The sequence below is a fragment of the Acidobacteriota bacterium genome, from assembly GCA_016716905.1.
GTDB lineage: Bacteria > Acidobacteriota > Vicinamibacteria > Vicinamibacterales > SCN-69-37 > SYFT01.
Window position 1 is genome coordinate 1383742 of record JADJUS010000022.1, and the last position, 13781, is coordinate 1397522.

A 13781-nucleotide genomic window follows, 5' to 3' on the forward strand; every position below is an offset into this window, starting at 1 on the left:
CCTTCATGCGCTCCTTGTCCATTCTCGCCTTTGCCGTGCTGTTCGCGGCGTGTTCGTCGCCTACGAACCCATCTGAGCCGGGCGTCATGACTTTGGCCCCTGGCGAATCTGGCTCGGCCCGGGGCCTGACCGTCACATTCCTCGGGGTGACGAGCGACTCGCGATGCCCGGGTGACGCCACCTGCGTCACCGCAGGAGATGCCTCTGTCTCGCTGGAAACGTCCTGGCTCGGCACCAGACGCGCGTTCGAACTGCAATTGAACAACGCAGCCAACAGGAGCGCCACCCACGGCAACAATACGATTACATTCAGCGCCCTGGCGCCGTACCCGTTCGCCTCGCGGGGCAACATCCTGCCGGCCGACTATCGCGCGACGTTTGGCGTGACTCGGCGCTAGGTTGCAGAACCGCGGAGCCGGACCTGAAGGTCCGGCCTCCGAAGACAGATGCCGCTCCCGGCCGGCGGGAGATGTCAGAATACGCAGCCAGAGATGAGCACGTCCACGTTTCCAATTGATTCGAAGCTTCCGGCCATCGGCGTGAGCATTTTTTCGGTCATGACCCGGCTGGCCAACGAGCACGGCGCGATTAACCTGTCCCAGGGATTCCCCGATTTCGCCTGCGACCCGGCACTGGTCGAAGCCGTGGCCCAGGCGATGCGCGACGGGCACAACCAGTACGCGCCAATGCCTGGCGTCCAGGCGCTGCGGGAAGCCATCGCGGCGAAAGTGCAGCACTGCTACGGCGCGGTCGTGGACCCGGCTACCGAAGTGCAGGTCACGTGCGGCGCGACCGAAGCGCTCTATTCCACGCTCACCGCGTTTGTTCAACCCGGCGACGAAGTGGTGCTCTTCGAACCGTGTTACGACTCGTACGTGCCGGCCATCCGCTTGTCCGGCGGCGTGCCGGTATTTGTCGGCCTGCGGTATCCGGACTACCAGGTGGACTGGGACGAAGTGGCGCGGGCGATCACGCCAAACACCAGGGCCATCCTCGTGAATACGCCACACAACCCGACCGGCATGACATGGACGGCCGACGACATGAGCCGGCTGGCGGCACTGGTGGACGGCAGCAACATCCTGCTCATCGGCGACGAGGTGTACGAACACATCATCTTCGACGGCCGGCGGCACGAGAGCCTGCTGCGTTACCCGGAACTGCGGTCACGCGCGGTCGTGATCAGCTCGTTCGGCAAGACCTTTCACGCCACGGGATGGAAGGTGGGTTACGCCGTGGCGCCGGCACCCCTCCTGGCCGAACTGCAGCGTGTCCACCAGTTCGTCACGTTCACCGCGCATTCGGCGTCGCAGGTGGCGTTTGCGGAGTTCGTGACGCGCGACCCCGGGGCGAAGGATCTGCCTGGGTTTTATCAGGCCAAACGTAATTTGTTCCTGCAGCTCCTTGACGGCTCCCGGCTCACGCCACTCGCCTGCACGGGCACGTACTTTCAACTGATGGACTACTCGGCGATCACCACAGACCGCGACACGGACGTCGCGATGCGGCTCATCCAGCAGCACGGCGTCGCCGCCATTCCCTGCTCGGCGTTCAACTACAAAGACACCGGCGGACCCGTGCTGCGGTTCTGCTTTGCGAAGAAAGACGAGACGTTGCGGGCAGCGACCGAACGGCTGCGGGCGGTCTGAGATGTTTATGCCACGGGCGTCCGCCGCTCGACGCGCAGGAACACGCCCTGGTTGGCGGGCACGAGTACCGAGGCGGGATCCACTTCCGCAAACTCCTGAAGGCCCGGCACTGCGGGCGCGTACACCCTGACGCCGCCCGCAAGCCCCATCGCCTTGAGGTCCATCGAGAGCGACACCCGTTCGTCGCGCTCCGACCAGGACCCGATCGCCACAAGCGCGCTGCCATCACGAAGGTACGTGGTGGCAAACAATGCTGGGTGGCCCGTTCGTACTGGCGTATCTTTCAGCCAGTACCCGCGCATCCGGCTCTCGGCAATGCCGAAATCGTTCATCAGGGCCCACACCGGCCGCGGGTCCGTCTTGCCGTACAGTCGCGACGTCATCCCGAACAACAGGCCCCGATACGGGTGTCCCCCGTCCTGCAGCATCTCGCCCATCAGGCCGAACGGCAGCCCCGATACCTCGGTCATCCAGTAGTCGGCCGGCAGCTTGTATTCAAAGTACTCGCCAAACCACAGGCGCGACATGTAGGGAAAGTGCTCCATGTAGAGCATGGCGCTGTTGATGAAGCCGTCATTCTTGTTGAACTGATTGGCCGAGTGCAGGTCGATCACCACCTGGCCTCGTTTGGCGGCCAACACCGAGATCATCCGGCGCACGGTCTCGCGGCTGAACGCGATGTCATCGAGATACAGGCCGTCGATCTTCTGGTGCTCGGCCAGCCACGACAATCCCTCGATGTAGTAGTTCGTCCACCGCGACGTCCCCTTATCCAGCATCGCCGCATCGTCCACCGTGTAGGCATGCCAGGCCGAGTGATACCGGTCCTCAAGATGTTCCTGCATCCAGGAATGGCCGCCGCCTTCACCGTCGTTCAGGATCTCGTCACCCAGGCTGCGGAGCGCGAATAGTTCGTGGGCGCGATAGGTCAACTCGCGAATGGTGTTGTACAGCTTGACCTTGATGCCTTTGGCATGGGCTTCTTCGATGTACGCGGTCTGCTTGTCGAGCGCGAAGAACGGGTAGTTGATGTAGGGATTGATCTCGTTCGCGTGGTGGATGTTGACCACCGTCCCGCCTGACGCCTTCACCTCATCGACCGGCACGTACTTGTGGACGAAGCGGGTTTCAAAGTGCGTCTTCGTGTCGATGGGCTTGAAGGGCGTGATCAGGAACCTGACATTGAAGTGCAGCTTCGTACCGGCGGTCACGCGGCGGGTGCCCGAGTAGTTCGTTGCGGTCACGGCGCCGGCGGCGGTCTCAATGCGAATGCCTCCGCGGCCGTCGTTGTACCAGGAGGGCGGCAGGTTCAGCGGTTTACTCAGGTAGAAGTTGGTATTCAGCGGCCGCTCGTAGTTGTCGTCACGCAACACGTACTGCAGGCCCTTGTGAATGCCGCCGAGCCAGACGCCCTCCTGGTGGTTCTCCACCTTCCACGTCCAATCAACACGATCCGGCCGCATGCCACCTTTGCGTCCCAATCCCAACATGTACTCCGCCGCATCCGGCACCAGCGCCACCGGCATGACGATGTCGTCGATGCTGACGTCTTTGAGGGCCTCGAGTTCGATGCGGTAGTCGAGCATGCCGTCGTACTCGAGCGCGCCCTTCACCGACATGCGGAACGACGCGGAGCGGCTCTCGGCTGTCCAACTCGCCCGCCCGCGTGCGTCCTGTTTCACCTGAAACGGTTGTGATCGCATCGCCTCGGGCTGACCCGCGACAATCACGCGCAGGTTCACGGGGCGCGCCAACACGGCCCCGGGGAGTGTTCCCAACGTCAGCTCCGGCGTGAAGTAACTCACGATCCGGTCGGGCAGCCCCGAGGCGCCGAGCGTGACCGTTCGGCCCAGGACCGACAGCGCGCGCCGGCTGGCGCCGCCAATGACAACGGGCGTGAACGGCTTGATGATGAAATCCGGGTCCGTGCCGGCCGTGGAGTTGATCCAGGCCAGGCGGCTCATCAGCTCGGGCTCGTCAAAGCCGTGATTGCGCGCCTGCGCCTGATCCACATCGAGCTTCAGCGTCACGGTCTGCCGATCGCTTGCGCCGGCCGAGACAATCACGCTCCCTTCGACGACACCAACCGGCTGATTCGCCGGCACCATCACGCCAATCCACAGCGGCTGCACCTCTCCGGCCTTCACACTGATCGTCTTTGTAAACGCCCGCCCGTGTTCATCCACGCCGCCGCAGTTGAAGCACGTCATGGTCTTCAACCACTCCGCCGGAAACTGATCGAAGCTGACGCGCACATCGGACAGCGGCGCGGCGCCTGCGACCACCGCCACCTGAAACGTGAAGTACTCGTCTCGAAGGACCCGGCTTTCAAGAGTGGAGGCCGGGCCACGGTCGGCCCAGTGTTTGGGCAGGAACCGGCGCATGCGCACGGGATAGTCGCGATGTTCGGGCACCACGCGCCACCCGTTGGGCGCGCCTGCCATGAACCGTGCGGTCTCATCAGGAGTGGCGATGACCTCCATCGGAAAAAAGCTGTGGAACGCATCCACCGATTGAATCTTCGTCGTCTGCGCACGCGTGATGCCGTCCAGATTCACTTTGCGGGTGCGATCAGCCCATTCCAGCTCGGGCTCGATCACCGACCGCATGTAGGTCACCTTGGGATAGCTCCCACCGGTGGTTTGCCACGGCAGGTAATAGACGAAATAGCGGCTCGATCCAGGATTGGGCTGAAACACGACGTCGCCAGACACGTTGTCGATGCGGAGCGCGAACGCGTTCGGCACCACCTTTCCGGAGGTCGCGTCCACCACGACCAGGGCTTTCTCGGCCGGGTTGGGATCGTGCCTGCGCCAGGGAATGGTCACGCGGATATTGGAGCCGGCCCCAAGCGAGGCCGCCTCAACCTCAACCACCGCCCGATGATTGCCCCACGACTCACCCTTCGAGCCTGCGGCCAGGTGCGGCGTCCAGTTTCCTGGTTCGTAGGAAACGCCATCGACCACATTCGAGATGGCCGGCGCGCGATGAAGGTCGGCGAACGGGGGCTCAGTCGCCCAGACCACGGCGGCCAGGGACACAGTTCCCACGGCCAGGCCTAGCGCGGCCCAGCGGACGACCTTACCGAACGGGGAGTGCAAGCGCGCGGGCGAGGAGGATGGCATCAAGGTCTCCAGAGACAGGCATCTGTCCCAACGACTGTCGTGCGACCAGTTCGAGCCGGTCGAAGGGTGTGCCGCCGCCGGCGCCCGTTGCGGCGATGACGGCTTCGAATTGTGCTTGCGCTTCAGCCGGGCGGCCCTGTCGTTGCGCCACTCGGCCGAGCAGGAACCGGATCAGCCGCTCCTCGGGATCGTAGGGCTTACCCTGGCCCAGGCGCTCGGGCCACTCGAGGGCCGAGGTCAAGTGCGACGCCGCCTCTGCCCATCGACCGGCGTTGTAGCTGGCCAACGCAGCAAGCGTATGCGCCTGCACGTACATCTGGTGCGTTTCGCGCGAGTGCTCTGAGGGCAACACACGCGTGACGTTCAGCACTGCGAGCGCCTCGGCCGGGCGCTCGAGGTACAGCAGCGACCGCACGTGGAGCAGGTCCAGGTTGAAGTCTTTTGGAAACTGCTGTCGGGCGCGGGCTGAGGCCGCCAACGCGTCTGACCATCTGGCCTGCTTCTGGTAGTGCTGAATCAAGGGGATCCGGACGGTGCGATCGGTGCCGGCCAGTGTCTCGGCGCGTTTGAGGTCTGGTTCCGGATCCCCACCGGCCTTCTCAACGAGGTGTGCTCGGGAGACGTAAAACGCCGCCGCATCCGGCGTGTTGGGCGTGTTGCCCAGGGGCCGCAACATGCGCTCAGCATCGGGGAGCCGATCGAACCCCCAGAGGTTCAACGCCAACAGGTACGCCCAGCTCCAGTGCGTGTTCCCCTGCACGGTCCACGCGAGCACGGGCAGCGTTTCAAGGCGATACGGAAACACCAGCGTCACGTCGGCGCCGGCACTCAGCAGCGACTCGTCCTGCTTGAGGTACGCGAGCCACGCGCGCAGCAGGGGATTCCGCAGCCGTTTGACTGCGGGCTCAAGCAACGCCATCGCGTCCGCGGCTTGGCCGCGATTCACGTAGCCGATAGCCAGTTCGAGCACGGACTGGTCAGGGAATTCACTACGCAGGCCGTCAAACAATGCCGCCTGGGTCCCGGATCCGGGCGCGGCAAGGAAGCGCTCCGCCCTGACAAAGTGGCTGAGCGGATCGAGATCGAGCAACGTGGTCGTCGCCTCGGTGACGAGGGTCTCGCGGCCGGTCTTCCGGCCGGTCATCGCGAGGATCTGCCACGCGGAGAGGTTCTGCCGGTTGTAATCCAGCGCGATGCGGGCGTAGCGTTCGGCCTCAGCCACATCTGCCCTCACAAATGCGAGTTCGGCCAGTTGCACGTTCGCGGCGGACCGGTACGCCATCGACCGCGCGGCCCAACCGAAGGCGTCACGCGCATCCACCATCTTTCCCAGCGCCCGGTAGAGGTTGCCTGCGATGAAGTTCGCCTCGGCATCGTAGGCATCAAGGCGCAGCGCGCGCACCACGAGGACCAGTCCCTCTTCATAGTACGCTTGGCGATACTCGAGGTCGCCCATGGCAAGCAAGGCGCCGCGATGCCACGGACTCTTAACCAGCGCCTCGTCGAGCATCGGTCGGGCCTGCTCGTACCGTCTGCCCTGGATGAGTTCTTTCGCCTCAAAGACCAGCCGGTCGGCTTCCGGGATCGACGCCACGGCGGCGGCATCCGTTTCGAACGGCCGTGCCAGCGTCCGTTCAGCCGGGTCGGACGAATAGTCCACGCCCAGGCCACGCAGCTCCACACGATACGGCGCGCCTGCCGCATGGGGCACGGTCGTCGTAAACGGCTCGAGCGGCGCAAGCGTCACCGGTTGTTCCAGCACCACCTTGCCGCCCGACCACACCCGCAGCGTATCGGACGCCTGTCCAAACGCATTCACGCCGATCTGCAACTGGCCGCCGGCCTCCCGCACCGAGATCGCGGCGTCACGTGAGGCATCCGTCAATCCGCCAAGGCCTTCAAGCGGAAACCAGGTCTCCGTCCACCGGTCCGTCGCAAAGGGCTCGAAACCCGCCTGCGTGATGGGATTGACGTGCGCATCCGGCGTGAACTGCACCAACAGCCGCCCCGCCTGATACTCCACATATTGGCCGTCGGTGTCGGTCAGCAAATCTTCCCAGATGCCTCCGGCGCGCGACAACGCCCAGAGCCACAGTTTCTGCCCGGGCATCTCTTCGTGCCTGGCCCAGTGACCGAACCCGTACTTGGCATCGCGATAATAGCCACCGAAGAAGTCCTTGAGTTCACCGACCACGTGAAACGACTTGTTGGACCCGAAGGTGTTGTTCTTGTACACCGGCAGGAACCGGTCCTGCCCATCGCGTGGCCACGATTCGCGCGCGCCTGGATGCGTCAGGTACAGGTTGCCGGGGATGGACATCTCCAGGTCGTCTTTCGCAAACGCCGCAGCCGTCATCCAGTTGTAATACGGCTGCTCGATCGCCGTCCCGTTGTGCCACAACACGTTCGTCTCAAACGACGCCTTGTCGGCCGGCAAGCGGATCTCCACCCGCCACTCGGTGCGCGACGGCAGGTCCATCGTGCCGACGATGCAGCTCACGCTGCCGTCGGGGTTCTGCTTGAGCACGTAATCCACCGGCGTGGCCGTGGAGGGCGTGTGGCCAATGACGCCAAAGTTGAACTCGATCCCGCCAGACGTCCACGGTCCACGCAAAGCGATGTTGCGGAACTTGACGACCTCGTTCCGATAGATGAATTCGTGCCCGGTCTTCTTGACGCGCGCGCCCCAGACCTTGCCGCCGATCTCGGGCAGCACAAAGACCTCGATCAGATCGTTCTCGAGCGTGACAACCTTCCATTCACGCGGTGTCCCTTCGTGTTCGTACCCTTCGAACGAGTGGTAGGGATACAGCCGGGTGTCCTTGACAAGGATCGGCACCGGGTTGGGTTCGGAGAAGGCGTAGGTCTTGAGCGTTTGCAGCCCTTCCGAGATTCGGGCCGCTTTGATGTTCTGGGTTGTGTGAACGGGGACTGCTGCAAGAGCCGCAGCAAGTGCAATGAGCGGCCATCGACGGACCATGCCGGGTATCTTACTCCCAGCCAGTTCAGGCGCGCTTAGGTGCCGTTGATGAGCGACTCGTAACAATCCACCGCCCGGAACAACTCCGCGAGATCGAGGTGCTCCTCATCGGTGTGCGCCACCGTGATGGAGCCAGGGCCCAGCAGCATCGGCGTGCCCCACGCGTCAAGGAACGGCACGTCCGTGGTGTAGGCAAACACCGCGGTCTCAAAGCCAGGCACCGTGTGCAGACGCACGGGCGGCACCACCAGCACATCCTCAATCACTGCGCACGAGCCGATGGCGTCCTCCAGTTGATCACGCACCTCACGATAGTCACCAACAGTCCGGAACATCAGCTCCGCGCCGGCATTGGGCGGGATCACGTTTGGCGCCACTCCGCCAGACATCAGGCCTACGGAGTAGTTCGTGCGGCCCAGCAGGGCCTCTGCCGGCCATTCCACTTCGCGCAGTGACACCAGCGCATCGAGCATCTTCTCGATCGCGGATTCACCAAGTTCGGGAAGGCTTGAATGCGCGGCCCGGCCGGTGGACGTGAGACGCGCGCGATAGACGCCTTTGGTCGCGAGGCCGAGGCGATTGTCGGTCGGCTCGCCATTGATGAGCCACTGCGCCGCGGTCGGCCACAAGTTCGCGGCCCTGGCACCGTCGCTGCCGCGCTCTTCACCCGCGACAAACAACAAGCCGACGTCCGTACGACCCGCAGCCCGTGCCCGCTCGGCGGCGGCCACCTGCGCGGCAAGGATACCTTTGGCGTCACAGGCACCACGCCCGTACAGCCGGTCGCCCTCGAGGCGACTGGGGATGAACGGCGGCACGCAATCAAAGTGTGTGGACAACACGACGCGGGCACTCTCGGCGGCGCTTACCCTTGCAATCACGTTGCAGCGTCCATCCGCGAGCGGTTGCTCATCCACGTGCCACCCACGCTCGCGCAGCGTTCGGGAAAGGAACGCGGCCACGGCTTGCTCGCGCCCTGTCGTGGAGTCGATATCGATCAGCGCCCGGGCGAAGTCGATGAGCGCTACCTGATCCACGACTCCAGCTCCGTCTTTGTATCGGTCTTGTCGTCGCGGTACTTCACAATCACTGGTGTCGAGAGCGACAGGCCCCACTCCTTGCCGGCGCCCACCGTCACGTTCCTGGCGCCCGGCACCACCACCGCGCCTTCGGGAATCACGAGCGGCTGCCCCGGCTCGGGCTTGATGATGCGGCCGTGCACCAGGTCGTACACGGGCGTGGACCCGGTCAACACGGTGCCAGCCGCGATCACGGCTCGCTGCTTGATCACCGCGCCTTCATAGATCCCCGTATTGCCCCCCACCAGCACGTCGTCTTCCACAATGACGGGCATCGCGCCCACGGGCTCGATGACTCCACCGATTTGCGCGGCGGCGCTCACGTGCACGCGCGCCCCGATCTGGGCGCACGATCCCACCAGCGCATGCGAATCGATGAGCGTGCCCTCGCCTACATACGCCCCGATGTTGATGTACATCGGCGGCATGCAGACGACGCTGCGCGCCACGTAGGCGCCCTGCCGAATGGTGGACCCACCGGGAACGATGCGGATGCCGTCACCAAGTGCCGGCTTCTTGAGCGGCATCGTGTCCTTGTCGAAAAACGGCCACTTGCCGTGATCCGACGAGGCGTCCACCGTGTCGCCAAACCGGAAGCCCAGCAGGATGCCCTGTTTCACCCACACATTGACGCGCCAGCCTGTCGGCGATGCACTGTCGGGCTCGGCCGCGCGAATGTCGCCGGTGTTGAGGCCGCTCTGCAATTCAAAGAACGCTCTCCTGGCGGCGTCTTTGTCGGCGTTGCTGCCGGCCGCGAACAACGCAGCAATGGTGGCTTCGAGCGACGTCACGCAGAGGCTCCGGTCATGGCACCAGCAACAACCGGCAGCCCCAACTCGGCCAGTACGGCCGCGATCTTCTCCTGCGACGCTTTGCGCGGTGACACCATCGGCAACCGATAGACCTCTTCACACAGCCCCATCGCCGCCATCGCGAACTTGACCGGAATGGGGTTGGCTTCGACGAAATTGATCTGCATGAGCGGCAGCAACTTGTTGTGCCAGTGCCGCGATTCGAGCAGCGCGCCGCGCTCAAACGCCTCCACCATCTGCACCATCTCTGAAGGCACTTCGTTTGACGCCACTGAAATGATGCCGTGGCCGCCCAGCGCCATCAGCGGCAGCGTGAGGGCGTCGTCTCCCGACATGACGATGAAGTCCGACGGCACTGCGCGGCAGATTTCCGCCATCTGCGTGACGTTGCCAGAGGCTTCTTTCACGCCGATGATGTTCGGAATCGTCGCGAGTCGCACAAGTGTGGCGGGTTCGATGTTGACGCCGGTGCGTCCGGGCACGTTGTAGACCACGATCGGCAGATCGGTGCTTTCGGCGATGGCCTTGTAGTGCTGGTACAGCCCTTCCGGTGTGGGCTTGTTGTAATACGGCGTCACCGAGAGCAGACCGTCGGCGCCGGCCGCCTTCGCCACCCCAGCCATGTGGATGACTTCCTTGGTGTCGTAACCACCCGCGCCCGCCAACACCAACGCGCGCCCTTTGGCTTCGGCCGCGACGAGCTCGATGATGCGGCGCTTCTCGTCCACCGACAGCGTCGGTGTTTCTCCCGTGGTGCCACATGGCACAAGCACATGGACGCCTGCGTCAACCTGGCGTCGGGCCAACCGACTGACAGAAGCCGTATCGAGCGTTCCGTCGTGGTGGAACGGGGTAATCAGCGCCGTACCAACGCCAGTGAAAGGGACTCTCATCGCAACTCCTTCAGGTAGTCGTCCATCGTAAACCAGCCGTGCCTGCCCACCAACCAGCGCGCCACATCCAGCGCGCCCCTGGCAAACACGGCTCGATCGCGCACAGTGTGGGTCATGGTCACCGTTTCGCTCGGGCCATCGAAGCCAACCGTGTGTGTGCCGGGAATCGAGCCCGCGCGCGTGGACGAGACATCCATTCCCCGGGTGTAACCGGCCGTTTCCATGGCCTGTTTCAGCGTCAGGGCCGTGCCGGACGGCGCATCCTTTTTGGCCGAATGATGGGCCTCGTGAATCCAGGCGCCCACCTGCGGTTGGGCGGCAAAGTCAGACGCCGCCTGAGCCACCGCCTTGCGAAAGATGTGGAGCCCTATGGAGAAATTTGACGCCGCCAGTACGCCGATGTGGTGCTCTGCAGCCACAGCGCGAAGCCCCGGTTCGGCGGCCTGCCAGCCCGTGGTGCCAATCACCACGTTCAGTTTGCGCTCGGCCAGTGCGGTCAGATTCGCAGGCACGGCATCAGGCGTGGTGAAATCGATGGCCACGTCAAACGGCCCTTCGGCCTCGGCGATGCCGCGCGCACCGGCAGCGCTGGTCACAATGCCCGCGACCTCGCATCCGTAGTCGGGCGCCAGTTGCTCCACCAGTTTGCCCATGCGACCGTGACCGATGATGAGCAGGCGAGTCTTCATGTAAAGAACTCCTCGTGCACGCGGGTCAGCGCCCCTGGCAAGTCGGCATCCGGTATCACAATGGTGATGTTCCGCCGTTCTGACGCCTGCGACAACATGCGGATAGGTACCGGGCCCAACGCCTTGAGCAGCCGGCTCACAAACGTGGCGTCGCCCTGAATGCCTTCGCCGACCACGCAGAGCACCGCCAGATCGCTGCTGCTCGTCACTTCAGCAAACGCCTTGAGGTCTTCGAGGATCCTCGGCAACCGTCGCCCATCATCCACGGTGACCGAAACAGACACTTCGGACGTGGTGACGACGTCAACCGACGTCGCATGGTGTTCAAACACACCAAAGAGCTTGTGCAGGAAGCCGTGCGCCATGAGCATCCGCGTGGACGAGATGTCCACGACGGTGACGTTGCGTTTTGATGCGACCGCAGTGAGCGGGAGTCCGCTCGAAGGGCGGCTCGCGGTGATGAGCGTGCCCAGCGCTTCGGCACGGCGCGAGTTGAGGATGCGTACCGGAATGTTCTTCGCCATCGCCGGAAGGATGGTGGCCGGGTGCAGCACCTTGGCGCCAAAATACGCGAGTTCCGATGCTTCGTCGAATGAGAGCTGCGGTACGACCCTGGCAGACGGCACCAGTCGCGGGTCCGCTGTCAGCATGCCATCTACGTCCGTCCAGATTTGAATCTCCGACGCGCCGATGCAGGCGCCAACGATGGCTGCGGAGTAATCCGACCCGCCACGGCCGAGCGTGGTGGTGACACCGTCGACGGTGGCGCCGACAAAACCACCCATCACCGGTACCCGCCGCGCCGATAACAACGGAACGAGCGCGGCGGTCATTTTGATGCCGGTCTCCTCCATCAGCGGCGGTGCGGCCGTGTGTTCGGCGGTGGTCACCATGACCTTTCGCGCGTCCACCCAGGCGGCCGGCACGCCGCGCGACTCGAGTGCCGCAGCCACGATGCGGCTGCTGGCGAGTTCACCGACGGCGGCAATGGCGTCCAGCCAGCGGGGCGACACCTCTTCAAGCACAGCCAACGCAGAGACGACTCGCGCCAGCGATCCGAACTCGGCATTGAGGTAGGTTTCAACGTCCGATCGCAGTCCGTCATCCGTGATGACGCCCGCCACCTCGATGTGACGCTCCAGCAGCAGGCGCACGTTCTCTCGCGCCCCATCGGCATCACCGGCCCCGGCCTGCGCGGCCAGGCCAAGCAACCGATCCGTGGCGCCCCCCAACGCCGACACCACCACAATGGGCCCGCGCGGGTCCTGCTGCGTGCCGGCGAGCGCGTTCGGCAGCGCCGCCTGGCGCGTCGCACGCACAATCTCGATCAGCCTGATGATGGCGGCCCGGTCCGCCACCGACGTGCCGCCGAACTTCAGGACAAACACTGCAGCTCCGCGTGCATCAACTCGGCGTTGAGAATCGAAGCGCCGGCGGCGCCGCGTACCGTGTTGTGCCCCAACGCCACGAAACGGAAGCTCATGACCGGGCACGTCCGCAGGCGACCGACCGACACAGCCATGCCGCCACCAAGGTCCGAGTCCAGGCGCGGCTGCGGGCGGTTGGGTTCGTCTCGAAGGAGGATCGCCGGAATCGGCGCGGTCGGCAGCCTCAATTCCTGTGGCCGGCCCACGAAGCCCTGAAACGCCGCCCGCACATCATCGAGTTCCGCCTTCGCTTCCACCTGAACGGACACGGTCATCGTGTGGCCATCGATCACGGGCACGCGATTCGTATGGGCAGAGACAACCATCGTGTGCAGCGTACGGCCTCCGTCAGATCCCAGAATCTTCAGCGTCTCGGATTCGATTTTTTCTTCTTCGCCACCGATGTAGGGCACCAGGTTGCCCAGGATGTCGTACGACGGCACGCCCGGATATCCCGCACCGGACACCGCCTGCATCGTTGAAACCACCGCGCTCTTGAGGCCGAACCGCTGCAGCGGTGCGAGCGCCATGACCAGGACCACCGTGGAGCAGTTTGGGTTGGTGACGATGGCCCCGGACCAGCCTTTGACGCGCCGTTGCTCGACCAGCAGCGAGAGGTGGTCGCTGTTGATCTCGGGCACGAGCAGCGGAATCAGTGGATCCATCCGGTGATTGCGCGCGTTGCTCAACACGATGTGGCCCGCGCGGGCAAACGCTTCTTCCACGTCGCCGGCCACGCCGGCATCGAGGGCGGAAAACACCACCTTCGGGCCTCGGCCAGGAACGCACGCGTCCACCGTCAACTGGCGCACGGCCTCTGGCATCGGCGTGGGCAACCGCCAGGCTGATGCCTCGGCGTACCGTTTGCCTTCCGACCGTTCACTCGCCGCAAGCCACGCCACGTTGAACCACGGGTGGTTCTCGAGACGGGATACAAACTGCTGCCCCACCATGCCGGTGGCGCCCAAGACTCCTACATCGATCTTCGTCACTGCCGTTGTCTCCTAAAAACACAAAACCCGCTGAGCGCCAGGCGCAACAGCGGGTATCAGGTGCTCGTGTTCTCGAGCCGGTCTTTTCAGACCACTGTCGTCACCGCCATTGCGCCCGCGGGACCCGCTTTCGCG

The 13781-nt window shown here is 64.3% G+C and carries 10 protein-coding genes; 2 read left to right on the forward strand and 8 right to left on the reverse strand.

Annotation, left to right across the window (positions count from 1 at the left end; translation table 11 throughout):
• The first annotated feature begins 5 nt into the window (after positions 1 to 5).
• Entirely contained in the window at positions 6 to 398 is a 393-nt protein-coding gene (locus IPL75_22095) for a hypothetical protein (protein MBK9242888.1), read from the forward strand.
• A gap of 93 nt (positions 399 to 491) precedes the next feature.
• The gene (locus IPL75_22100; GenBank protein ID MBK9242889.1) at positions 492 to 1649 is read left to right on the forward strand and encodes an aminotransferase class I/II-fold pyridoxal phosphate-dependent enzyme; all 1158 of its coding nucleotides are present in this window, start codon (positions 492 to 494) and stop codon (positions 1647 to 1649) included.
• A gap of 5 nt (positions 1650 to 1654) precedes the next feature.
• On the opposite strand, the gene IPL75_22105 is transcribed toward IPL75_22100, so the two are convergent.
• The 8 genes from IPL75_22105 to asd are packed head-to-tail and all read right to left on the reverse strand — an operon-like array spanning position 1655 to position 13646.
• Positions 1655 to 4699, reverse strand: coding sequence for a hypothetical protein (locus tag IPL75_22105; protein MBK9242890.1), 3045 nt, complete (start codon positions 4697 to 4699; stop codon positions 1655 to 1657).
• Between the two features lie 31 nt (positions 4700 to 4730).
• Positions 4731 to 7754, reverse strand: a complete 3024-nt coding sequence (locus IPL75_22110; protein ID MBK9242891.1) for a DUF5107 domain-containing protein — start codon at positions 7752 to 7754, stop codon at positions 4731 to 4733.
• A 35-nt stretch (positions 7755 to 7789) separates the two neighbouring features.
• Positions 7790 to 8773: a M20/M25/M40 family metallo-hydrolase gene (locus IPL75_22115; GenBank protein MBK9242892.1), complete on the reverse strand. Its 984-nt coding sequence runs from the start codon at positions 8771 to 8773 to the stop codon at positions 7790 to 7792.
• A 5-nt stretch (positions 8774 to 8778) separates the two neighbouring features.
• The gene (locus IPL75_22120) at positions 8779 to 9624 is read right to left on the reverse strand and encodes a 2,3,4,5-tetrahydropyridine-2,6-dicarboxylate N-succinyltransferase (protein ID MBK9242893.1); all 846 of its coding nucleotides are present in this window, start codon (positions 9622 to 9624) and stop codon (positions 8779 to 8781) included.
• Positions 9621 to 10538 (reverse strand): 4-hydroxy-tetrahydrodipicolinate synthase, encoded by a 918-nt coding sequence (locus IPL75_22125; GenBank protein ID MBK9242894.1) that lies wholly within the window; start codon positions 10536 to 10538, stop codon positions 9621 to 9623. The genes IPL75_22120 and IPL75_22125 overlap by 4 nt, the downstream gene beginning before the upstream one ends.
• Entirely contained in the window at positions 10535 to 11227 is a 693-nt protein-coding gene (locus IPL75_22130) for a dihydrodipicolinate reductase (protein ID MBK9242895.1), read from the reverse strand. The genes IPL75_22125 and IPL75_22130 overlap by 4 nt, the downstream gene beginning before the upstream one ends.
• Positions 11224 to 12615 carry an aspartate kinase gene (locus tag IPL75_22135; protein MBK9242896.1) on the reverse strand — a complete coding sequence of 464 codons (1392 nt, stop codon included), beginning with the start codon at positions 12613 to 12615 and terminating at the stop codon, positions 11224 to 11226. The genes IPL75_22130 and IPL75_22135 overlap by 4 nt, the downstream gene beginning before the upstream one ends.
• A complete protein-coding gene (asd, locus tag IPL75_22140; GenBank protein MBK9242897.1) occupies positions 12603 to 13646 on the reverse strand; it encodes an aspartate-semialdehyde dehydrogenase in 1044 nt (347 codons plus the stop codon). The genes IPL75_22135 and asd overlap by 13 nt, the downstream gene beginning before the upstream one ends.
• Between the last annotated feature and the right edge of the window lie 135 nt (positions 13647 to 13781).

Coding starts and splice junctions, on each gene's coding strand:
- IPL75_22125 (MBK9242894.1), bottom strand. CDS start 10,538: ATGAGAGTCCCTTTCACTGGCGTTGGTACGGCGCTGATTACCCCGTTC.
- IPL75_22110 (MBK9242891.1), bottom strand. CDS start 7,754: ATGGTCCGTCGATGGCCGCTCATTGCACTTGCTGCGGCTCTTGCAGCA.
- IPL75_22100 (MBK9242889.1), top strand. CDS start 492: ATGAGCACGTCCACGTTTCCAATTGATTCGAAGCTTCCGGCCATCGGC.
- IPL75_22130 (MBK9242895.1), bottom strand. CDS start 11,227: ATGAAGACTCGCCTGCTCATCATCGGTCACGGTCGCATGGGCAAACTG.
- IPL75_22095 (MBK9242888.1), top strand. CDS start 6: ATGCGCTCCTTGTCCATTCTCGCCTTTGCCGTGCTGTTCGCGGCGTGT.